Origin of the sequence: Pseudomonas sp. PI1 (assembly GCF_000812405.1) — a bacterium.
GTDB classification, from domain to species: Bacteria; Pseudomonadota; Gammaproteobacteria; order Pseudomonadales; family Pseudomonadaceae; genus Pseudomonas; species Pseudomonas citronellolis.
Map to the genome: position 1 here is coordinate 37,480 of NZ_JWMC01000050.1, position 21,543 is coordinate 59,022.

Genomic DNA, 21,543 nt, shown 5'->3' on the forward strand with positions numbered 1-21,543 from the left:
CGCCAGCTGCTCAAGGGGAACTTACCCCTTTGAGTTGAAACATAGCTTTCGCTTAGCGTTTGTCGACTATGACGTTGCTCAAAGCAGGTGACACCCCAACTGCGGATTCTGGGGCGCTGGAGTCGACAGAGGGGACCAGCCAGTAGCAACGAGTCCGTGCCCTGGTGATACCTGTGTGCACCAAACGTTGATTCTCTTGATCCAGTAGCGTGTCGTAGTGGTTCGTTCCGCTTTCGGCCCACCTCCCCGCCAGGTTGAATAGTTGATTGCGAAAGTCGGATCGAGGTCGAGTGGTGAAGTTACCCGCGAGGATGACCGTTTCTGCCACCGCAGGCCGAGCACGTTGGAAAGGTCGGATCTTGATCTTGCCCTTATCTCTTGCTCCATCGATCTGGCCCACCAGGTAGGCCACTGCGGTTTCTGCCATCTGGTACGACGCAATTGAGTCCACCAAGACCAACACATCACCTCCTCCTTCTACGGCCTCCTGCAGTAGCCGGCTGAGGACATGAGAGTCGAAGCTATGAATTTCCACAGGTGGCTGTTTGGTTGGAGCGATTAGGGCAGTTGACTGCCTACCGACGTCCACCTGATTCCGCACCACGCTAAACGCTGCATCGATGAGGTGCTGGTGCCCTCTGAAGCAATCCTGGAGGATTACGCGCGTAGGGTTTGAAACCCTGAATTCAGTGTCGAAATGGCGAAGCCCTTGGCTTGAGCTCCCCTGGGTTGCGAATGAAGCCTGAACGGGATCGCCGGCGAGAGTGAATGTTGAGGGCAGAAGATCGGAATCTCGGCGCGAGATCGCTCGACGTTTGAACTCCGAAAGGATGCCCCGTAGGAAGTCTGCAGTGGGGGCGCTCGTATCCTGTGCATCGTCAAGCAGGAGATGTCTGAATCGGTTCAACGCGGCCGCAGGAAGCCGCTTCAAGTTCGCCCCGTGCCGCTCAGAGAAAAGGTCCAGGAGACGATTGATTGTCATTAGGGGCGGGTCGTTCGCGAGCAGGTCGCCTTCAAAACCCAACCAGAAGTGCCCAAGACCTTCGAAGAACAGCGCATCCGGATCGTTCTGAAGGAAGTTGAGTTTGCCTACTGCCTGGGGGACACCCATCCCGAGGTTCTCCACCAGCGTTGCTACTTGGTAGAACGCTTCCACCAGTGGAACATGTGCTGGTTCGCCGCGGAGTCTGTATCCGAAGTCGGGAGCAGTAGTGGACAAGGCTTTTAGCGTCGCAACCATCTGCTTGGCGTCCTGATAGCTGTCAAGATGGATCACGGGCTTGTCGAGGTAGGCCTGGAGTAGGGTTTTCTTGATCTCACACTCCTTGTATACCTCGAGCTTGATTCCCGGCCCACGGGTCAGATAACGGTCCTCGGTGCGATCGAAACCAAGCAGAACAAAAGCATCTAGCCGCGGGACGAAGCCATGAAGACTGAATTCGCAGCCGCGTACCACCACCTTGTGACGGCCGGGCTTTATCCCGTCCAAGGGCCAAGCACCAGCTCCCTTCCATAACGACTCGACTTTCTCGCAAAGGTCTTGATCGTGCTGGCTCAACTTCCACCCTATCGCTGCACGCTTAACCACGTCGGGGTGATCAACTTCCAACGGCTCCAAGAGCATGGACTGGCGAAACAACCCCACAACCAGTTCGGCATATCGGGGATTACTGCGATAGAGCTTGCTATGCGTGGTCCGAAGGAGAGAGGTCTGGGCCGATGACAGCCTGGTGTCGAATGGCCTGATTTCGAAGACATCGGAATTTACCCTCACTTCAAATGGCCGTACGTTCTCCCAACCTACAAGGGAGTTCACAAGTTCCAGGGCTGCAGCTGCTGGAGTAGTGATGCATCCCTGAATATCTGCTTCCGAGCATTCGATGCTCCATCGCCGAAATAGCCAATGGAGTCGTTTAGCGAATTCCTCTTTCACCTCTTTGCAATCCACAACAACCCTGATCGAGGAAAGTGGCTGCATCAGGTACTTGTGCAGATAGAGCGCCCGCATCGCCAAGGTGAACGATTTCCCGGTACCGCCCTGGCCGGACACCAACAGAGCTCGTGAACTGGTAGCGATGGCTTTCCACTGCCCGGGTGTCGGCTGCAGATCCGCCGGCAGGAGGGATGCAGCATCTCGCTGCATTGTCTCCAAAAGGCCTGTGGAAACGACCAGCCTGTCGTCATCTATGAGTACCTGGTCAATTCGCGGAGCAGTAATGGAACGCTCTCTTAGGTCGCGAATCTCAAGCGGTCCGGTGGTAGTGCTCTCCGCTTGGGATTGGCTTTGGGATTTGGCTTTCTGTTCACTGCCATACGCTTCACCTGCTCGATAGCCCTCATCCCAAGAGGAGTCGTGCCGAGCGTTGAGCAGGTCCATGCCAAGAGCCAGTACCCCACCCAGTGTCTTTTTCCATCCGGGCAATGCGTCGACCGGTGTGAGATCGTCTGTGTTGTGTGAATACTGGGACGGCAAGGGATCATCCTCGAAGCTGTAGTGCTAATCGCTTTATAGGCGGGTCGAGAAAATGGTGCCGTTCCTACTTGATGGACTCCACTCAAACCGACCTGGTGAAATCCTGAATGTGAGGCCGGAATTACAGAGGACCGACTTGGCTAACGCTTCCCATTGAAGGGCTCTATCGTGTGTGTCTGATTGAGCCAACGGAGACGGACATGTTGTCCACCCCCTCGTCCCTGAACAGCCATGCTCGACTCTTTGTGTCGAAGTCGCAGTCTCGAAGCTTCAAGGCTAAGTCCTATATCCTCCAACCCGGCCACCCCGAAGCGGGTTCTCACCTTTTGGTCAAAGGCAGTGCGCAATTGGTGATCGAGAACGATGGTCGCGAGATGATTTTGGGACTACTCAAACCAGGCGACTACTTTGGTGACCTGCCTTTCCCGGTTGTGGTTGATGGCCATCTAGTGAGCGTACAGGCCCGCTCACAATGCCAAGTCGCCTTCATGTCCGGTGCTGATTTCCAGCAGATGGTCCTCACTACACCTGAGATGCTGATGGACGTTTGTAGTCAGCTGAATGAGAGGCTGAGCGCGGCAACTCGAAAAGTGGGGGATCTTGCTTTCCTCGATATAACCGGCCGCATCGTGAGCGTGATCCAAGACCTGGTGCATGCGAGCTTTGCAGTAAAGGCCAGCGAGGGGACTGTCATTCCAATCACCCGACAGGATCTCGGTCGGTTGGCGAGCTGCTCTCGTGAAACGGCGGGGCGAGTGCTGAAGCTGCTCGAGGAACAGGGCCTGATCATCTGCTCAGGCCGCAATATCACTGTGCTGAATGCATAAGCCCACACCTGTGGATCAGGGCAGGATTACCTTCGATGCGCCGCTCAGGTGATACGGCCCGATTGGATGGCGGAGAAGAGATCATTGCGATATTGGTCCGTCTCGATCACTTCATCTTGGCCAGTCCGGCGCAATTCCCACTGGCCCCGCTCCTGAACCCAGTTAAGGGTAAACCGGTGCTGATCGTTGAAGCGAACCTGAATGCTTCCATCAGGTTGCTCGTGGTCACTCCAAGGGGCAAGCATGGGCATGTTTTGGCTCCTGTTCGCTCCGGAAAAAAGGGCAGCTTCCGCTGCCCAAGTCATTTTGATGTCCCTGGCTACCATCCCTTGGATTCGCTTGTGGCACCATGCCCACTCGCGAACTTCAGGGCATCAGCATCAGCGGCAGTTCCCAGCCAACCGGTAACCTGCGGCTTCTGCTTCCTGGGGACCGCTGAACTCGACTCGGTTTTTAGGCGACACTTTGTCGTAGCTTGGGCAGCCAGGCAGGTGGAAGATGTGGGAATTTGCATTCCCTCGGACAGCGCCGGCACCAGCGCTGACGTTGGAGGCGATAGTTGCAGATCCCTTCTGAGATTGGGCTGCGAATATCTGCTTCGTTGCATCCCCCGCTACTCGGTTCCTAGCAGCATCCGGTCGCACCATCACAACTCCCTGGGGAAGCTTCGCGTTGCCGAGTGTGACGAACACAGGTGCGTGATCGCTCACGTGCTTTCGGCTTTTCTCATTGCTCCAACCGATCATTCGGGGGTAGTCCATAATCCCTGCAGCTGTCAGCTTCAGGTGGAGCTTCCTGGAAATCCAAATATTGTCGTACAAGCTGGAGTAGAGTCCATCGCGCGCGGAAAGCGTCGTTGCCCCCTTTGTGATTAGGGGGGCTGCGTGCTGCGATAGTCCGGAGAATGCTTCATCTTTGGGAGGCGTATTGAAATCACCTACCAGCATCAGTGGTGTGTCTGGATAGATGCTTTCCAGCCAGGTCCAGTAGCTCTCGAGTTCACGAATCTCCGGCTCACGGTCTTGTGGGCCTTTCCCGTAGAGCACATGGATGCTGGCTACGGCAAAAATGGCCCCGTCTCTTTTCGACTTGAATCGGGCAGAAAATGGCTCCCGAATGAATCGATCTTTGCGATCCATGTAGACCACCGCTCCGTCTTCATAGGCCACCGCACTGTCTCGCATCAGGAAACCGTACAGCTCTTTGTAAGAGCGAGAGCCAACCGCATGGCTGGCCAGTGACGACCACTGCTCCCCAGTTCGTTTCTCGAGTTCGGCCTCCAATCTCGAAAGCCCCTCCTCGTTCATGACCTCTTGGACGGCGACCAGGTCTGCCTTTCCTGCTACCTCGGCGAGAGCCGGGAAGCTCTTTTCTCCACCTTGTCCCAACCTCATGGTGTTCCAGGACATGAGGGTCAGATCAGCTGCCGAGGACAGCGAACTGGCCAGAACCGCGGCGGCCACAAGCGCGCCTCTGAAAAATCCTTTCAACCGTTTACTCCTTCTGTAGGGACGTCAACGTACACGGAGGTCAAGGAGTGCCCCCTGAGTCGCGCCATGGTTTGTTTGCTGATCGAGATGGGAGTCATACTCCCCGAGTTTCTTGATGAGCGCCTGTCCGGCCTTGCTCACGACAACGCTTAACCTTTCGCACGGCAGTTCCGTGCGTACTCCGCTCAACCGTGAAAGGAGTGTCTGGGCAGTACGCTTTCCATTTGCGGCATGAAGTAACTCGTGAGCGCGAAGCGCGATGTAGAACCTGTTCCACTCTCGAGTTACGCCCGGCGAACGCGGAACATCGTCCCGTAATGCGGGTAGGGAAATCGTGATATTGACGGTGACACGGGGGTTGGAGATCGCGCACCCACCGCTGGCGAGCGGGACGTAGTCATAGCTAGAATCCAAGTTCCAAACCGTAGCCCCAGCGAAGAAAGTGTCACCATTCCTGGTCGGGGCGTTCTCACTGATGGACGCCTGGATTTCCTGGACACTCCTCCCCGTCACCCAGTAGTGCTCGACTTTAAAGTTGACCACGGGTTCGCCGGTGGGGTCAGCCAGTACGGTTGCAGGGGCTAGGCCCACCGCCATTACCAGAAGCATGGCTGAGGGCGCCCTGCGGAAGCTATCAAACTCCGCCATAGGTGAGGGTGACACCCACCTTCTTGGCCTGGTTCTCGATGTCCCGGAGTTCCTGTTTTAGCTTGTGGCGGTTTCCCAGCTTCTGCCCTTGCATGAAGGTCGCCAGGTTGAACGCGAAATTGAGTGCTTCCTTGTGACCGATCTGCCATGCCTGACGGAGGTATTCGAGAGAGGGCTGTAGCCTTTCTGCCTTCAATTCCCGTTCGGCCAGATACACATTTGCGTCCGGATCGCCAAGCTGTGCAGCTTGAGCAAGCAAGGCCCAGGGGTCGATCTCTTGGATGTTCATCTGCTGGACGAACACGGCAAGGTCCGACATTGCCAGCGGATAACCGGCTTCGGCGGCCGCGCCAAAGCAACGCAAGGCCGTAGCTTGTTCCCCGGAGGACACCGCACCGTGAGCAAGAGCATATGCACTCAAGGGATGCGCGGTATCGATACGTCGATACAGCTGAAGAGCTTTTTCTCGGCTCTCCTCATGCCCCGTTGCTTCGTATCCTCGTGCCAACGCAATCCCTGCATCCAAAGCACCCTGGTCGAAGGCGTGCTCAAGAGCAGATATGGCAGATTTACGCTTTTCAGTTTCTTTCGGGAGCGCCTGGCCGAATGAGAGCTTCACCCCTGCCGCCCAGATGAGAAGTTCTTCTCCTCCAGAAGGCATGGCTTTTCGCTTTTCGTTCCAGAGGTGGCCGAGAATAGCCAGACGATTGGATTCGTCATCATGCGCCAGCAGATGACCAGTTGTTGGCTCAACCGCCATATTGCCGAGGAGCCCTATGGGGATGATCCGGTTAAAGGCCACACCGTTGATTCGCTGGCCGAGCGCCCATGAACTGGCAATACCGCCCTCAAGACGAAGTAGCGACAGAGCTGCCTTGACCAGGGCAACCTCGTTGTCAGCGCGCCGCACCTCGGAATCAGTCAGGTGACAGAGAACTGCTCCCCACCCTCCTTCCAGCCCCACGTTTCGGCTTGAAATGCCAAAGCGGTTGATCGCTTTGCTCCCTCTCCTCAGACCCTCCCCGAGCGGGACGAGACGGAGGCCTGAGCTGCTCAAGATAATGTTCTGCCCATGAAGGTCAGTCTCATTGAACACGCAGGCAGCGACGGGCACTGCTTTCTTCTGAAGATGCACTGCGATTTGGAGATAGTTCTGCTCATCGGGAGAATCGACTTCTGCGGCGGGGTGTACCCAGATCGCCAGATCAATCTCCGGTCGATCCGCAGCAAGGATTTCCTCATTGAGCATTACGCCGCAGTGCGGGAGCCGCAGGGCCTGAGCCACGGGATACATACTGGTAATGGCTTGCTCAGCCTGGGTTAGGAAGATTTCGACCTCTCCGGGGCGCCCGAGCATCTCGCCGGCAAGGCTCGCCCAGACCGAATGGTCCAGTCGAATCATGGGGTCACGTCCAACGAGAAGAACACGCAAAGGCGTTTTCTCATCCGCAAGCCCGGTCTTCAGAATAACTTCCGCCACCAGAGCGGCAGGAGCTACGAGAGAGGCGGTATCTCCGACAGTAAGCTTCACCGTGGAAACCACGTTTTCAGCCTTAGTGCGGGCGGTTATCTCTCGTATCCATGCTTGGGTGAGGTCGCCCAGGTTCTTACTGGACTGCAACGCTTTTTGAAGAACCACCGAGGAGAGCTCCATTCATCGAATGGAGAGCATGGTAACGACTTCGGTGAAGGTTCCAACTGAAAGGACCGTGCGGAGATCCCCCCGGGGGACAGCGATGCCTAATCCTTACTCGGCCAGGGCTCGAACGTCGAAGTTGTTCGCCGCGTAAGTCATGTTGCAAGACCAGACCTTCTTGGCCTCGTGATAGAAATAAGCCGTATCCCCTTTGATGACCATTCTGGCCTCTGGCCAGATGATGGAATGCCCGTTCGAAGCTGTAGCCAAAAGGCTCGACTCGCAACACCGCGCCAAGTACACCCCGTCTTTCAAGGTCTTGAACGTATTCCTCTTTGCCATTCCCTGTCTCCGTGGCGTGCCGATTGATCAACTATCCCTCGTTATGAAGCGGGCCAGCAGCCCCAGGATTCCTGTCTTTCGGCTCGACAGCTACGTTGATCGCAAACACTTCCACACGATGCGGGCCAAAGTGGCGGTGGATGATTGTTTCCCTTTGGAACCCTTTCCAAGGCAGTGTCAGCCGGTTTTCGGTATCACCCCGTTTAGGATATCCCCGCGCCAGCTCGATACAGTCGTAGGAGCGCCCTACCAGCCGCTTTTCCCAGTATGGGGTGACCAGTCTGTATTCCTTGGGCTTGCGGCCAGTCTTGATTTCATCGAAATACTCCCCTTTCAGGTGGAGGATCAGCTTTCGCATGGACGTATTCCTAGCTCTAGTGCCTGCTGGATGATGGATTTCTTCATTCCCCTCAAAATAACGCTTGGTCCTCCATTTCCCACCTGGTTCCCGCAAGCTTTAACACTACGGAGATAGCCACGATGCCTTCACTTCCCTTTCTCGGCCGTTAAAGTGTCGATATCAAACTAAACGGTGTATGCGAATGAGCTTCCCCCGGACCATCGAAGAAGAATGCAGGGAGCTGATACCAACCCTGGACAAGTCACTCAAGGAACTGGCCTTCTTGCTGGAGAAATCGAAAGCACATATCCGGATCGACGCCCTTTTCCAGGTGCCTCTCAGGAAGTCTCCTACGGTTGACAAGAATGCTGGGATCGAAATCGCCACGCCAGATGGCGAGACGGGCATTTCCCTTGCCATTGAAACCCTGACAACCATTTGGCTGGGTGAGGGGCAAAGTGCCAAGGAAACTCTTCGCTCTCCTGGTGCCATAGGTCTGCCCGCATTGGCTTTGGATCGAATCCGCGAAACCAATAGGCTTCGAATGCATCTGTTCGACCTGATCGAAAAGGCCAAGCCTGCTGAGCGGAAGCGGATCTGGAAAGCGAAAGATCACTACGGCATATCCAGCCTGCAGGCTATGCGGGTAACCCCGATTCTGCATGACCCCCAGCTGATTCGCTTCTACTGGGATACGGGCTCGATAACGAAGCGATGGTTGGTGCGAGACCTGATCAAGGTCTGTGAAGACGAGCTTCATGCCACCTTTGGCCACCGGCCATCTCGCGACGAGGTAGTTCAAGGCTCGGTGGAAAGCAGCGTGCTGCTTTCGCTTGAACAGCTTGAGGAATTGCCTCTTGATGAACAGGTAGCGGTTCATCGACTAGGTACTCCCCATATACGGGCAAGGGTGACCGATGGAGACATTGAGCCGTACATCTGCTCTGCACCGGTGCCGTTCGTTTATGACGTTTCCTGTGCCCGGCCGCTCATAAAGCCTTTAAAGAACTACTGCCCAATGGAAGAAAAAAAGAAGCGCTCGATCCGAGCGCTTTTGGAACCAGAGCCTCGCGTACCGGGAATGAACGTTCACCAGTACGACGTGAAGCACAGGGCTTTTGGGGCGTTTGAATCACGTAGCCGTGGGCGCAACAAGCGAGCAGCGCAAGAATGATAGGGAACACGAATTTGAGCCGTGCAGTAGACACCAAGAGCCGAGAAACCCTCCTGCGGCTTGCCAGCCTCACCAGAGATCTCTCATCCAATGATGATCGCTGCCGAGGGAATGCGTACCGCGACTTGCTGGAGCTTGCCGAGGAGGGAAGCAGCGATGCGATGTTCCAGGTTGCCCGGTGCTTGAATCAAGGGATTGGCGTGGAAGTCGATCAGGTCAAGAGCGATCACTGGCTCAGATTGGCGTGTGTGACCAATCCCCCCTCGAAGGTCGCCCTCTACTCATTCGGCATGCAGAACCTTCTTCGTAAACGACCCGATGCGGACCCCATGCTCGGTCTCAATCTCATCGAACGTGCTGCCACTGCGGGATACGTGACGGCGATCCTCGAGCTGGTAAAGCTCCTGGAGAACGGTACAGCTGACATCGTTCCTGATCTCCGCAGGGCATACCGCCTGCTAGCAGGCGCGATTACTGACCATTCCGATATGAAGCTGCACGAAGCCTATCTCAGCTTTGTCGAGCGCAACCAACCACTCTCTACGCTTTTGGACTCCTGATTCATGTACCAAATTCAGTGCAAACGCCTTGTCGACCAACTGGCCTTCGGCCTGTCGTTGTCCCAGGCTGAAGCCATAGTTGCCCGGGCCTATGGACGCGAGAGTTACAGCAGCACCTCTGACACCTTCGGTCCAGAAATCCCTGGGCTCCAGGCGATTCGCACTCCCGCGGAGATTCTTCAGCTTGAACGACCTCAACAAATGGTCGAGTTCATGCGCATGGTCTTGAACCTCACCCTGCCTGGCCCTGAGCCCGTTCACCAGCAGATCCCGCCGAAGAACTTGGTGGCAACCATGTACAACTTTGGCAACTTCGACGCCCTGGTGACGTATGTGAAGAACGATCCGATCGATCCAAACGATGACAAGCCCGAAACTCTTCTGAAGTTCAAGAACCGTTACGGCTACATGGCGAACTCTCAGGTGATCATGGGTCGGGGATATCGTGGGCATACCTTGGTAGCCCAACCCGATGCCAAGTTGGCCAGCCGCTACATCGATCAAGAGGCGATCCTGAACAAGCTGAATGGGCTGCAGGTGATCATCGTTCGAGATCGGGTGGACGGTGACAGCTACATCAATCACTACAGCCGCAACCATCTGGTGATGCGACACGCTGCATCTGAAGACCTGAGTTCGCTGATACTCGGCTCTCGTGCAAAGGATGCCTGTCTCACTGTCTCGATCGTTCCTGCAGAACGGTATTCGCTTGAAGCGATCATTGCGCCTCATGTCGCAGCGTTGACGAAGAATTCACCGGCCGGCCGCTCTATTATCCTGGACGGCTTGAATATCGATGAGGATTCAGCGAGCTTCCAGGCAGGCCTGCGTTTAGCAAGCAGCCAGGGCATCAACGTTGTGCTCATGGCCCCGGTCCTCAAGGCATCGCAGTGGGACCATTTCGAAACCCGACTGATCTTCGGGTTCGATCTGCAAATGGCTCAGACTGCGAATGCTGAGATGAACCGGGCTATCGTCCAGGCGGCGCCTTACGTAGGGCTCAAAGGGGACAGAATGCAGTTCCTCTACTACTCGGCTGCATCCGGGGCGCGCTATGGGGCTATCCCGCTGATTCCCGAAGAGGAGAAGCGGGCCCCGCTTCTCAAGCGAATCTTCGGCAGTCCAGCCCGAGCTTAGCCCCTAACGCCCTCCCTGAGGGCGTTTTCAGTTTCGCATGCGAAACTCGGCTCATGGAACTTTTTCAGGCCACGACGGTCGTAGGTCATGCCCGGGCATAGTGAATCGCCTACGAAATGGTGTGTTTAGTCGGTTGCGTCCGATGCCATCTGTTGATCTCGAATGCTCAGTCTGAGACAGAACCTCAATTTCTGCTAAATTGATTCTGAAATGAAGGCTATTGGCCTTCTCACAGGCTTCCGCTTCGGTGAAAATGTGGGCGCAGGGGCAATTGTGTCGCTTAACGCCACGCCTTGTCCCTTCTGCCATGGCAGAGGTACTGAATTTTGCTTTTTGGGGAAACGCATTAGGTCCCTATCCTAAGACACCCCCCCCCTCAACATCGTCTGTGGTGCGCGCGTTTCCCCGACTTATAAATGCCCGACTCCATGAGTCGGGCATTTTATTCTTCTAGGCCACTGGTCGGTACCGATCCTGCAGCTGCAGCAGGAAACCTTTTTCGCGACGGTCCGCCTCGGGCTCACTTAGAGCTACCCCAACTCGGAACTGGTGGGTGATCGGGTCCTTAGAGCAGTTGGCAACGGTGCCTTCGAAATCCATCACCCCGCCATCCTTTTCGGTCAGGCGCAACAGCACCTGATCACCGATCCCGATTTTCTTGTCCGTCAGAACCAGCGCGCCGGCGTAGGAGATGTCGCGCACCCGGCAATCTCCCCACCCCGCAAGGAAACCGAGCACCCCCCTGGTCTTGATCTGTTGCTTTTGCAGCGAGTTCTCTGGAATCGCGTACCGCGTATAACGACGATTGGCTGCCGTCATTCAAACGTCCTCATTTCGTACTTCTTGGGTGCATCAGCGACCGAAAATCCCGAGGGCAATTTGGCTGGTAGCTGTACAGGAACTCCATAGTATCAATGGCTTCCAACGTTTCGAGCCAAAAGCTATGCCCGCGATTTCCTCTTTCCTCACTTGGCCCAGGACCTGGTCTACCCGCTCTCACATCATCCCTTGGCAGCTCCATGCCCCACTATTCCTGGTCGTGTTTGCTTTTGTTTCGGCGCTGAACTCGATTCCCAGTGATGGGAGCTGGCGTGATCTGACGCTGAATCAGGTGCTGGAAGACTTTGGGGTTTTCATCTTCTTCACGGCGTTGTGGTGTGGGATCTACTGTCATTTCCGCAGGACTGTCGACTTGACTTGGCTGCTGATCATTTTCGTGCTTGCGATCTGCCAAGAGGAGTTCAACCTTTGGAACAAGCTGTGGCAACAGATCTGCCTTCTATTTGGGCATGAGATTTCTTCCAGCGAGCGCCAGCGCGGAGACGTGTTCATGATGGCTCTCGTGTTCGGATCATTGTTGGTCAGGTTTGTATTAGGGGGATTCAAGTCCTTCTTTCGTATCCACATCACCTTTTTCATCTGCGTTTTCGTCACCTTTCAGGGGTGGATTCATTTCATCTTCCCCTACTACATCCAGCAGCACTTGCTGAACGAACGGTTGACTTACCAGAAGGAACTCACCGCTACCTACGAAGGCCGTTTCCGCTTTCAGTGCGATCATCTCCCCATCACCTGTTTCGAGTGGGTGGGTGATGCGGTTCCGGTCACCTCGATCGCCAAACACGTTTCGACTGAGTCCATCACCCAAGTGCTGCAGTCGGTGGGCAATGCAACAACGAGTCTGACCGGCTGGCTGAGTGTGGTTGACCGAGGTGACGTAGAGGTTTTCCGAGGAGTTGATGCCAACCAGAAAGTGCTGGTTACGCTGTACAAGAATCACGAGCTGTACCGCGTTGTCGTCGACGACGAATACCCAACAGAGGCCCACAATGTGATCAGCTCAGCCTTACTCTCTTTCGCCACGCCTTTTGCGCTGGTCTGGTTTTTCGGCGGACTGTGGGTGGTTTTCATGCACCAGGCCCGGGTGTACCGGATAAAGTACGGCAAGCAATTCAGAGCAATGGAGAATCACCAGTGAAGCTGTTGGAGTCCTGGAAAAAGGCTGCGATCGAAGCGGCGCTCGACCGGCACAAGAAAACCCTCACCACTGTGCTCGAACTGGATGATCGAGCTCTACTCGATAGCTATGACCTGGTGTTGGGGATGCTGGCGGGGCCCAAAAGCATCCAGGTCAGGCGGAACCCGCGGGTACTGGATGTGCTGCGCATCCGTGGAAGCCAACGCTCGTTTGAAAAAGCCGTCTACCACGCGCGCAAGGCGCTGACCTACCAACAATAATTTTCACGAAACCCTGAAATAGGGGCAGTCAGTTTCCACTATTAGGGAAACTGACTGCCTCGAGGGGCTCGTTGAATGCTTGTGGAAGCAAAAACCCATGTTGCTTGGGACCTGGCCTCGCCCCGAGCGAAGCGAAGCCAATTTCGCGCCGACAGCTTCTACGTCGTTATCGACGGCTTGCACATCCAGACCGTTCGACAAGCTGCAACTCTGATCAAGAATGCCCTCCTCTCCATTGAGGGCGTACAGGTCAGGGGACCCCTGGCGCTGAAAACTGAGCGCCGGCGCTATGTCTTCCTTCGAGAAATGGTGAGTAAGGGCCAGAAGGGGCTCCGCATTCCTGAAGCGAAGCGACTCAGAAATGTCCTTCTGGTGATGAACCCCACGTCCATCGCTGTAGCGTCTCTGATCGCCTTACCCGTTCCATCAGGGGTGAACCTGCGGATAGAGACGTACCAAGCGCAATACGAACTGAAGGACCCTGCCAAATGCCAAACAGCACAGCCAAGCGACAAGTGACTGTGTCGGTACTCTCCACGCCAGAACCCAGCTGGTTCAAGAGTTCCTCGCTGACCGCGGGTAGCTGGGCTAGCTGGTTAATGATGGCGCACCAATACGGCCGAGTGGTCGACCACCCAGCCGGCATTGAAATCGACGCAAATCACGGTGACTTCTACATCCTCCTCAACGGGACGATGGTTGTTTCGACCGTCCCGCCGGACCCGAACTTGAAACCGCTATTCATTGACACACTGCGGCGCGGCGACATCATCGTTCCTTCCCGACATACCGACCTGAAATTCACCTATGTGGTCCGAGGGAGCGCTTCGCTCCTGAAAGTATCGAAGGACAAGTTCAACGCCTTCATGAACGACATGAAGAACAGTGAGGTCGTGCTGATGGCGGCCGAGCTGAACCTTCTGACCAAGCACGCAACCGCTGCATCGACGGTGCAAATGAAGGACCAGGACAAGATCTGGCGTGTAGTCGTGAATCTGGCTTCCCACCCCGATGTCGCGCACCGGCCGGGTGGTGTAGAGGTGAAGGCCACGAGGGAAGAAATCCGCCGCCTCGCGGGCGTGGAACGCCGCTCAGCTTCTCGTGCCTTCCACCTGTTCCAGGAAAAGGGACTGGTTGTCTTCAGCGGCTACAAACGTTTCTTCTTTGCACATGGCAAGGAGGGCCTCAATGCCGACTGAAGCCAATATTGCGGTAAGCAAAATCGCTGCATACGCTGAGTCACCGGACGATTACATCAGGGCTGGCGGTAAAGCCTACAACGCAAAAGCTACCCGCTACGGTAATCGCGCTCATGAGACTATCGGCAAGGCACCGAGCAAACTCGCCTTCCTCATAGGTGCCGGCCTGCTCATCGCTGCTCTGATCTACTTCGAGGTTCTACCTCAATGAACCTGATCGTAGTCATTGCTGTACTGTTAGCCGCATTTTTCCTCTACCTCGCCGTCAAGGGAAAATCCAAGGACGATATTTTCCGGGCTTTCGGTCTTGATCCGGCAGCTTACGAGTTAATCAGCTCCGATCTTGGGAAAGGGCATGCAAGGAAGAGAATTCGCTGGCGTGGTGTCGGTGGGGAGCCTGACGCAATCTTCCGCCATAAGCGTAGCGGTAGGATCATCGTCGGCGAGTTCAAGAGTCGGCGATGGGCCAGGCGTGTCCGGCCGAGGGAGTATTTTCAGATCGTGCTCTACATCGGTATCGCCCGGGCCGAATTCACCTCCAACAATGTGCTTGGAATCCTCGCTTTCAACGACAAGATTCTGGAGATCGAGCACCACCCCGAGTTGTTCTCCAACCTGATTCAACTCCGAGTTGAGGTTCTTGCCTCGATGAAAAAGAAGAAGGCGCTTAATTCGCGCCCTCTCCTTTCCAGATTCCGGTTCTCGCTACCATTCAAACTGGAGCGCTTCTGACCTCAGGTCTCAGGCCACCTCAACCAGGCGGTCTACTGCCGGCAGGAAGAGCGCCAGCTTCACTGGCAGGGTGACACCGGCATCCTGGACCGCCTGCTTGTATTCCCGCATTTTGGGCGCATAGCGATTCACTTCCCGGCTGAGGAACTGCTCAACAGGCATTCCTTCCGGGCAGTCCGGTGTTTTCCAGTCAATGATCCAGTACACCCCATCATCAACGAAGGGACGGTCCAGGTATCGATGCACCCACCGGGAGTTTCGGTAGGAGCTGACCTGGACTTCTTGGCCACCACTCTCCCGCTTTTTGAGAATCCACCGACCATGGGTGCTGCTGATAGTCCGCTCCACCAGGTGGTGGATTCGCGCAACACCAGCAGGGACTTCAGCGGCGGGATAACCTTCACGACGCAGAAGTGCGGCGATCGCCTGTTTCTTGGTTTGCAACCGCTCGATGCTCCAGGCCTCGATCCCTTCTTTGGAAATCAACTCGACGACTCGGTGATAAACAACCCCGATAGTCTTCGCTCGGTAGTCATTACCCTCCTCTTCCCTCAACTCGTCTGCCAGTTCGTTCTCGGTCGGGATCTGATCGTTACTCGCCGCAGGGATGAAGATGCCGCGCGGTAGTTCGACGGTGAACGATGCGCTCAGTCGCGCCTTCGAGGGAACCTCTACTGACACGTCAGCGGTAATGGGTACACCCGGTTCAGCCTCGTAGAAGTCCTCCTCAAGCTCAGGCCAGAGGCAGCTCAGCAGCGAACCGGAAGCTACTCGGATCGGCTTGTCCTCGTCGAATTTGTCGACAGCCGCCAGCAGGTAGCAATCGCATTTGGCGCGGGTAGTACCCACGTACGCCAGGCGCGACACCTCATCCAAGATGTCCTTCTTGACTTGTCGACCGATGAACTTGAAAAGCCGGCTCTCTGGAGAGGATTCGTCTTGGTCACCAACATTCGGGGCCAGGGCAAAGGTGCCGGCCAGGTTGCGCCAGTAGAACAGCGGTGTGTCGTCGGTTGCACCGGTTCGATTAAGGCCTGGCAGGATGACGCTATCGTATTCGAGGCCCTTGGCGTTGTGGATTGTCATGACCTGGACAACCCCTGCTTTGGGTGATGCATAGAGGTTATCCAGGGCACGGAAGAACGCTTGCGGGTCCTGCAGGGCCCCGTTGCTCGTGTGCTGAGCGAGCACGCGGAAGACGGTCTCCACATCAGCCATTTCGACGGAATCAACGGTAGCAGGGCCGCCCAGGGCAACCCAGGCGGCTTTAGCGGCCCAAACCAACTCAGTGCCGCGCGCGGAGCGTTCGATACGCTCCATTACCTTGTTCAGGCGTTCAACACGCACTTGGCCATCTGGGCTCAGAGTGGCAATCAGCTGATCATCATTCAGGGCACCACGGATCACCTTGCCGCCCTGAGCAATGATCCGGCAATCGTCCCATGATAGGCCTACGAACGCCGAACGGAGCATTGCCAACCACGAGGTACGATCAGCTGCGTGCCAGAGGGCGCGGATCAACGCGATTACTTCAGACACTGGGGCGGATTCGGCAATTGGATCGATATTCTGGCCAGCTGTAGGAATTCCCGCTTCCTTCAGGGCTGGCAGGATGTGCTTCAGGTGAGACCGCCCACGTACCAGGATAGCAATGGTCTGCTCCGGGTTCTTGGCCAGGGCCTCCTTGATGATATTCACCACCTCCTGAGCTTCACCAATGGGGCCAGTGGTGATGGGCCGAATATGCACGCCCCCGTCCACGGTTCGAAACGGAATCGACGGCACGAAAGGAAAGTCCGACTTGGCGAACACTTTTCCGTAGGCTCGGTTATTCCACTCCACCACACCCGGCGCAGAGCGGAAATTGACAGTGAGGCGGTGAATCTCCAGAGACTTCGGACCGAACACCTTGCTCATCACCATGTTGATGAACAGCTCCACGGTTGCTGCTCGGAACAGGTAGATGGATTGGAAACCATCACCACAGAAAAATACCGATCGCGAGTCATCGTCTTCCCAGTGTGCGACCAGGCGCTGCAGGAGCTCGAACTGAGAGGGCGAAGTATCCTGAAACTCGTCCACCATCAGGTGGTTGATACGGTCCTCGTCCAACAGAGCGTCGCCGACTTCGTCACCGAGGCCCAAGGACTGGATTGCGCGCTGAGCTACTTCCTGGAAGTCGATCGTGGCGGTGCCATCGAAGGTGAGGGTTAGGTTCGCGAGCAGGTAGCGCAGAATCACTGTGAAGTGCTGGCACATCGCGGCGCTGCCCTGAGGGTACTGCAGGTCTGGAAGAGTCTTGAGCGTGACCAAGGCTTCGCTGTAGAGCTCCACCTTTGGATCGTCCTTCAGCCCCTTGAGCAGGGCGTTCATGTCCTTGGTGAGCGGCTCGCCTGCGGGGAAGCCATTCTTCACGTTTACGGACTTGCGAAGAGTGTTTTCGCTTGTAAGAGCAAACCCGGCAAAGCCGCGCAGATAGTCCAGGGAGGTCTGGTTGATGGCCAAAGCGGGACGCTGGGCTGCCCACCCGAAGCCATCGTATACCCCGGAAGCGTGCTGCAGGATGTCCATCGCCTGGGTCAACGGAGAACCGCCCAGTACCGTGATTGCCTCGGCGGCATGCTTGGCAACCATTTCAGCGATCGCCAGCTCCATGCCTGGGAGGTCCAGGGTCATGATCTCGCCGGCCCACTGATCGCGCTTGGAGAGCAGCGCCGAGAACATCGGCACCAGCAGTTCGAAACGGTTGCGGGCGAAGGTGAGCACTGCTTCCAGCGCGTCACGGAGCTCTTCAGGGATATCATCCGAGTTCACGCTGCCAAGGGTGTCAAGAATCGCGCTGCGGTAGATCAACGCAGGGTCCTCGACGGTTTTACCGCCACCCAGTCCACTCATGATCGGTGTTTTGCCGGCCAGGTAGGCGCAGAAGGCATCGAACGTCATGATGCGCAGGCGAGACGGGTTCAAGATCAGGTTCCAACCCAGCAGCCGATCACGTTCGAGAACCAGGCGGCCGAGCTGATACAGCGGCTTCTCGTGAGCTTGGACCGGTTCCACTCCTGTGGCAGCCAGGGCCAGGGCACTGGTCACGCGCTCCAGAATCTCGCCGGCGGCCTTGGTAGTGAACGTAATAGCCAGAATCTCTTCCGGGCGCTCTACTACCGTGAGGCAGGCCAGCATGCGGAAGAGAAGCTGAGTGGTTTTTCCTGATCCTGCGGGGGCGAGGAGTGCCAGCGAGCGACGGGGGTCAATGGAGTCCGCCCGGGCTTGGCCGTCATGAGGATTAGCAGCTGCTATGGCTGCAAAGATCGGCTCAAGGTGAGGGATGGCAGGTAGGGATTGGAAAGCGGTCATCAGTGCGGCTCCGTTCGATTGATGGAACCAGATTAACGGCCGCTTTGTGTGCCACCACCCCTTACGGCTGAAGCCAGAAAGCCACCTCAGGATACTGCGGTAGCGCTCTATACGGAGTCTTTCGCCGTACACAGAAGCCACCATGGGAAAGGCCGTTGATGCCTATGTAGGAGTTGGCCTGTAACAGAATCCTGATGTTTCGACCTGAACCGTCGTACTCGTCGTCCTGGATTATTACCTCTGGCGGGAATTCCAGGAATCGTCCTGCCGCCCAGGCCCAGGCCGTAACCTCAGGGTCAGTAGCCTGGATCACTGCACGGTAGAGAGGGCTGTCCGGCTCCTGCGCCAGAAACTCAGGATCTTTGAGCATTCGGTTGAAGCTTGCGTAGAGGTTCCCAGACATCCAGTGCCGGTAGCGTTTTGGGACCACTGCCAGGTGCCCAGCCTCATGTAGGAGCCCTGATGCAGGGCAGCGCGGATCTACCTGGAGGCCGCCATCCTTGATCCTGACGTGATCAATAAACCCGGCAGCCCCAGGGACGACTTCCACTGAAAGGCCAATGTTGCGAAGAAAGGAAAGAGCCCTTTCCGCAAACTGACAGAGCATTTCTGGTGGTGAGGTTTGTTCCACGATTTGGTTCTCAAAGGAGGTTCCCCTGGCCCTATGGGCCAGGGGACGGGATCAACGGGTGAGGATACCGAGATACTCGTATCCCATGGGAAGCGGTGCGCCATTCTGCAGCCAGGCCTCCCCGTCGGTGAAGCCCTGACTCATTTTGTCCAACGCATTCGTCCACGCCTCGCACTGGCCATCCCAAGCGCCCTCGGTATCCACGCCACTATGCTTGCCGGTCCTTGGTGCCAGCTCACCCGTGAAATTGGATCGGGTATGGAACCCCAGGCTCTTGCTGTTGACCTGTGCCAGCGCGATACCGTCGATTCGCTTTCCGCCATTCTGTTGGAAATCAATCTTGGTCGCGTAGATGGGCAGTTGAGGCTCCGTAAGAGTGTCAGCGTTCAGGCTGGTCATCCTCATCGAAGCTCCAGACTTGTAGTCAATCACCACGTCCCTGAACTCAGATTCATCCTCGGTCAGAAAAATGCGGTCGCGCCGGTCGACCTTGACGGTAATGTTGACCAGTCCAACTGCAATGTCATGTGGCTCCTCGAAGCCGAGGACCTCGAAGTCGTGTGTGCGCTTCGACTCCAGATAGAGCCAGTCATTTATCAGCGATTCCAGCCGCAGTCGCTCAAGCGCGATAACACGCTTTCCGTAGCGCCAGACCAGTTTGTTCAGCAACTGCTCCGATGCTTTCGAAACCGTGTCGCGGATCTTGTCAAACAGTTGGCCGTGACTCATGGCCTTCAACGCTTTCGAGGTCCGAACGTCAGTCCAGAACAGTTCGAGGACCAGGTGCACCATGGTTCCCTGAATGCGTGGGTCGAGACCGATGACAGGCTCCGGGAACATTTCGGCGCGCAGTCGATTTCGAGCGAAGGACAGGAAGGGCGCTTCTGCATAGTCCTTGAAGATTCTCACCCCGCCTTTGATCCAGGCGAGCTCATCCGCGGATACGGGGGCGACCGTTTCAGGGACCACTTGGCTGCGATCGAGGATACCCAACAGTTGGTCGACAAACAGCCCATGAGAATGTACGGAAGGAGCTGCTGCTGGCCAGGAACCGAACAGTTCGCTACAGGAAACCGAGGCGCCTTTGTCGTTATGACCGGGGCAGGAAACTGTTACATCAGCACTCGTGCTCAGCAGTGCTGCGACCACCTTCTCTGCCCGAGCCAAGGCGCCCTCACTGGAGGCGCCTGGAATCCCAGCCGCCACCTGGAGCTCCAGCGGTAGGAAGGGGGAAGGCTCCACTCGGGCGGGCAACACGGTACTCGATGCCCCCAGTACCCACACTGCGTCGAAGTGCAAGCCGATTGCATCCTCATACCCCAGGATCGAAACCGGGGCCACGTGCGAGATACGCGGTTGGAACTGACGGGTATCGATGATTTCCCGCAGCCACATGTACGCCCGAGGATATTCCACACGACCAAGCTGTGTGTCGAGGGTGCGGAACAGGGTCAGTGCCTCGTCCCAGGCCTTCATTGTCTGGAAGTTGGCCGAGTCGAGTTCTTTGCCTCCCGGCCAGCCCATCCCTACCAGCGCCTGGCTGAACTGCTCCGCCCATTCCGACGGATAACGCTTCGCCGCTCCGTTGAGATGGGCAGCAAGATAGCCTGCGAAGCGTTCCCTGAAGTCAGGGACTGCATCACCTTTGTATACGCCGATTGCTCGCAGGAAGTCCTCTCCACCCATGGAAAGGCCCATGTTGTCGCGCAGCCAGATATCCAGCAATGCACGCGCGCGGCCTTCAGAAGTTTCACCGCCGATCCACGGCGAGCGCAGAACACGACTGAAGGCCTCGGAGTCCGCCTCTTGAGGAGTGATGGACAGAAGGTCCATAGCGGCACGGACCAGAGGGCGACTGCCCAAGGTCGCGCCACTGGAGATATCCCATGGAGTCCGCATATCAGCATCGGACTCGCCTGGAATCAGCGTTGCCGGGCTGCAGTGCAGCGAAAGTGCCTCAATCAGCGGGGCTTGGAAATTCCGAATATCGGGTACCAGGATCGCAAGTTGGGGCGCCGCGAGCGGAGTGTCAACGTAAGGTGAGAGGTGATTATTCACCCATTCTGCAACGAGCGTGAACTCATCACCCTGGTTCGTTGCACGGATCAGCTGAGGTGTAGAGCGGTCACCGGCGACGTCCACTTCTTCCACTTCGACACCACGAGCAGCAATTGCCTGGAAGAGCACTTTCTCTGCAGGGTTCATGTCGAGGATACCGACAATGACAATTTTGCTTGGAAGCTCAACCAGACCTTCTTGAACCGCTTTCAGCAGCAAGCCTGGGAGCTGAGCTCGGAAGACTACGCCCTGGGAGGAACACTCCCGACGAAGCATTTCTTGCAGTTGCCAGAAGACTTCCAGCTCGCGCTTGAACCGGAACCGTTCTTGATCCATCGGGATCTGGTATTTGAGGGCTTCGGAGTACGCGCTACCAATACGGCGAGAGGTCGCAGTAGAGGAAATCAGCGTTGCTGGCATCAGGCCGGAGCTATCTGCGAGGCCCTTCACCACTGCCAGTTCCTGTACCGGATACAGTAGTTGCTCTGCCGGCATCAGTTCGAGCCACGCATTTTCGATCCACGACGTGACGGTTTGAATTCGCCCTTTGTTAAACCAGGCTTTTTTGCCGGACATGGACTGCAGCAATGCCGACTGTAGCCTCAGATGGCGGGCAACCCGCTCGGTAGATGTCAGCACCAGGGTGCCTTCGTTCAGGTCGCTCAACTCTTTCAGGAATTTCATCTGTTCTGGTCTCCACAGTA

Annotated in this window: 19 protein-coding genes; 10 read left to right on the forward strand and 9 right to left on the reverse strand. The window is 56.4% G+C overall.

The genetic code is table 11. From position 1 onward, the window contains the following. Nucleotides 1-52: 52 nt before the first annotated feature. The gene (locus tag RN02_RS17275) at nt 53-2,377 is read right to left on the reverse strand and encodes a hypothetical protein (protein WP_042931616.1); all 2,325 of its coding nucleotides are present in this window, start codon (nt 2,375-2,377) and stop codon (nt 53-55) included. 296 nt (nt 2,378-2,673) lie between these two features. On the opposite strand from RN02_RS17275, the gene RN02_RS17280 reads away from it, so the two are divergent. Continuing rightward, on the forward strand, nt 2,674-3,300 hold the full coding sequence (locus tag RN02_RS17280; protein ID WP_010792519.1) for a cyclic nucleotide-binding domain-containing protein: 627 nt from the start codon (nt 2,674-2,676) through the stop codon (nt 3,298-3,300). Nucleotides 3,301-3,344: 44 nt separating this feature from the next. On the opposite strand, the gene RN02_RS17285 is transcribed toward RN02_RS17280, so the two are convergent. From RN02_RS17285 to RN02_RS32410, 5 genes are all read right to left on the reverse strand, one after another. Beyond that, nucleotides 3,345-3,551: a hypothetical protein gene (locus tag RN02_RS17285; RefSeq protein ID WP_010792520.1), complete on the reverse strand. Its 207-nt coding sequence runs from the start codon at nt 3,549-3,551 to the stop codon at nt 3,345-3,347. A gap of 129 nt (nt 3,552-3,680) precedes the next feature. Continuing rightward, complete coding sequence (locus RN02_RS17290; protein ID WP_021018413.1) at nt 3,681-4,790, reverse strand: endonuclease/exonuclease/phosphatase family protein; 1,110 nt, start codon at nt 4,788-4,790, stop codon at nt 3,681-3,683. Between the two features lie 24 nt (nt 4,791-4,814). Next, on the reverse strand, nt 4,815-5,438 hold the full coding sequence (locus RN02_RS34725) for a DUF922 domain-containing protein (RefSeq protein ID WP_038405147.1): 624 nt from the start codon (nt 5,436-5,438) through the stop codon (nt 4,815-4,817). Beyond that, a complete protein-coding gene (locus RN02_RS17300) occupies nt 5,425-7,077 on the reverse strand; it encodes a sel1 repeat family protein (protein ID WP_021018414.1) in 1,653 nt (550 codons plus the stop codon). The genes RN02_RS34725 and RN02_RS17300 overlap by 14 nt, the downstream gene beginning before the upstream one ends. 370 nt (nt 7,078-7,447) lie before the next feature. Beyond that, nucleotides 7,448-7,774, reverse strand: a complete 327-nt coding sequence (locus RN02_RS32410; RefSeq protein WP_010792527.1) for a hypothetical protein — start codon at nt 7,772-7,774, stop codon at nt 7,448-7,450. 184 nt (nt 7,775-7,958) lie between these two features. Here RN02_RS32410 and RN02_RS32415 point away from each other — a divergent pair, with 184 nt between their 5' ends. From RN02_RS32415 to RN02_RS17320, 3 genes are read left to right on the forward strand one after another with little or no spacing between them, the layout of a single operon-like run. Further along, nucleotides 7,959-8,930 carry a DNA replication terminus site-binding protein gene (locus tag RN02_RS32415; protein WP_019486680.1) on the forward strand — a complete coding sequence of 324 codons (972 nt, stop codon included), beginning with the start codon at nt 7,959-7,961 and terminating at the stop codon, nt 8,928-8,930. 14 nt (nt 8,931-8,944) lie between these two features. After that, on the forward strand, nt 8,945-9,490 hold the full coding sequence (locus RN02_RS17315; RefSeq protein ID WP_170831727.1) for a tetratricopeptide repeat protein: 546 nt from the start codon (nt 8,945-8,947) through the stop codon (nt 9,488-9,490). Nucleotides 9,491-9,493: 3 nt separating this feature from the next. After that, nucleotides 9,494-10,627: a hypothetical protein gene (locus RN02_RS17320; RefSeq protein ID WP_010792530.1), complete on the forward strand. Its 1,134-nt coding sequence runs from the start codon at nt 9,494-9,496 to the stop codon at nt 10,625-10,627. Between the two features lie 450 nt (nt 10,628-11,077). On the opposite strand, the gene RN02_RS17325 is transcribed toward RN02_RS17320, so the two are convergent. After that, nucleotides 11,078-11,446 carry a PilZ domain-containing protein gene (locus RN02_RS17325; protein WP_010792531.1) on the reverse strand — a complete coding sequence of 123 codons (369 nt, stop codon included), beginning with the start codon at nt 11,444-11,446 and terminating at the stop codon, nt 11,078-11,080. A gap of 124 nt (nt 11,447-11,570) precedes the next feature. Between RN02_RS17325 and RN02_RS17330 the strand changes: the two genes are divergently transcribed. From RN02_RS17330 to RN02_RS17355, 6 genes are all read left to right on the forward strand, one after another. Next, a complete protein-coding gene (locus RN02_RS17330; RefSeq protein WP_010792532.1) occupies nt 11,571-12,605 on the forward strand; it encodes a hypothetical protein in 1,035 nt (344 codons plus the stop codon). Continuing rightward, nucleotides 12,602-12,865, forward strand: a complete 264-nt coding sequence (locus RN02_RS17335) for a hypothetical protein (protein WP_010792533.1) — start codon at nt 12,602-12,604, stop codon at nt 12,863-12,865. Before RN02_RS17330 ends, RN02_RS17335 begins: the two co-directional genes overlap by 4 nt. Before the next feature lie 75 nt (nt 12,866-12,940). After that, complete coding sequence (locus RN02_RS17340) at nt 12,941-13,384, forward strand: hypothetical protein (protein ID WP_010792534.1); 444 nt, start codon at nt 12,941-12,943, stop codon at nt 13,382-13,384. Beyond that, the gene (locus RN02_RS17345; RefSeq protein WP_010792535.1) at nt 13,354-14,064 is read left to right on the forward strand and encodes a Crp/Fnr family transcriptional regulator; all 711 of its coding nucleotides are present in this window, start codon (nt 13,354-13,356) and stop codon (nt 14,062-14,064) included. Before RN02_RS17340 ends, RN02_RS17345 begins: the two co-directional genes overlap by 31 nt. After that, nucleotides 14,054-14,275: a hypothetical protein gene (locus tag RN02_RS17350; protein WP_010792536.1), complete on the forward strand. Its 222-nt coding sequence runs from the start codon at nt 14,054-14,056 to the stop codon at nt 14,273-14,275. The genes RN02_RS17345 and RN02_RS17350 overlap by 11 nt, the downstream gene beginning before the upstream one ends. Next, nucleotides 14,272-14,796, forward strand: coding sequence for a hypothetical protein (locus RN02_RS17355; protein ID WP_010792537.1), 525 nt, complete (start codon nt 14,272-14,274; stop codon nt 14,794-14,796). The genes RN02_RS17350 and RN02_RS17355 overlap by 4 nt, the downstream gene beginning before the upstream one ends. Before the next feature lie 9 nt (nt 14,797-14,805). Here the strand turns inward: RN02_RS17355 and RN02_RS17360 are convergent, their stop codons facing one another. Together RN02_RS17360 and RN02_RS17370 are read right to left on the reverse strand one after the other, a co-directional pair. Then, nucleotides 14,806-18,150, reverse strand: coding sequence for a UvrD-helicase domain-containing protein (locus RN02_RS17360; RefSeq protein ID WP_071537076.1), 3,345 nt, complete (start codon nt 18,148-18,150; stop codon nt 14,806-14,808). A gap of 682 nt (nt 18,151-18,832) precedes the next feature. After that, the gene (locus RN02_RS17370; protein WP_021018421.1) at nt 18,833-21,523 is read right to left on the reverse strand and encodes a PD-(D/E)XK nuclease family protein; all 2,691 of its coding nucleotides are present in this window, start codon (nt 21,521-21,523) and stop codon (nt 18,833-18,835) included. Between the last annotated feature and the right edge of the window lie 20 nt (nt 21,524-21,543).

Coding starts and splice junctions, on each gene's coding strand:
- RN02_RS17360 (WP_071537076.1), bottom strand. CDS start 18,150: ATGACCGCTTTCCAATCCCTACCTGCCATCCCTCACCTTGAGCCGATC.
- RN02_RS34725 (WP_038405147.1), bottom strand. CDS start 5,438: ATGGCGGAGTTTGATAGCTTCCGCAGGGCGCCCTCAGCCATGCTTCTG.
- RN02_RS17280 (WP_010792519.1), top strand. CDS start 2,674: ATGTTGTCCACCCCCTCGTCCCTGAACAGCCATGCTCGACTCTTTGTG.
- RN02_RS17370 (WP_021018421.1), bottom strand. CDS start 21,523: ATGAAATTCCTGAAAGAGTTGAGCGACCTGAACGAAGGCACCCTGGTG.
- RN02_RS17330 (WP_010792532.1), top strand. CDS start 11,571: ATGCCCGCGATTTCCTCTTTCCTCACTTGGCCCAGGACCTGGTCTACC.
- RN02_RS17285 (WP_010792520.1), bottom strand. CDS start 3,551: ATGCCCATGCTTGCCCCTTGGAGTGACCACGAGCAACCTGATGGAAGC.
- RN02_RS17275 (WP_042931616.1), bottom strand. CDS start 2,377: ATGGACCTGCTCAACGCTCGGCACGACTCCTCTTGGGATGAGGGCTAT.
- RN02_RS17345 (WP_010792535.1), top strand. CDS start 13,354: ATGCCAAACAGCACAGCCAAGCGACAAGTGACTGTGTCGGTACTCTCC.
- RN02_RS17325 (WP_010792531.1), bottom strand. CDS start 11,446: ATGACGGCAGCCAATCGTCGTTATACGCGGTACGCGATTCCAGAGAAC.
- RN02_RS32415 (WP_019486680.1), top strand. CDS start 7,959: ATGAGCTTCCCCCGGACCATCGAAGAAGAATGCAGGGAGCTGATACCA.
- RN02_RS17350 (WP_010792536.1), top strand. CDS start 14,054: ATGCCGACTGAAGCCAATATTGCGGTAAGCAAAATCGCTGCATACGCT.
- RN02_RS17340 (WP_010792534.1), top strand. CDS start 12,941: ATGCTTGTGGAAGCAAAAACCCATGTTGCTTGGGACCTGGCCTCGCCC.
- RN02_RS32410 (WP_010792527.1), bottom strand. CDS start 7,774: ATGCGAAAGCTGATCCTCCACCTGAAAGGGGAGTATTTCGATGAAATC.
- RN02_RS17320 (WP_010792530.1), top strand. CDS start 9,494: ATGTACCAAATTCAGTGCAAACGCCTTGTCGACCAACTGGCCTTCGGC.
- RN02_RS17355 (WP_010792537.1), top strand. CDS start 14,272: ATGAACCTGATCGTAGTCATTGCTGTACTGTTAGCCGCATTTTTCCTC.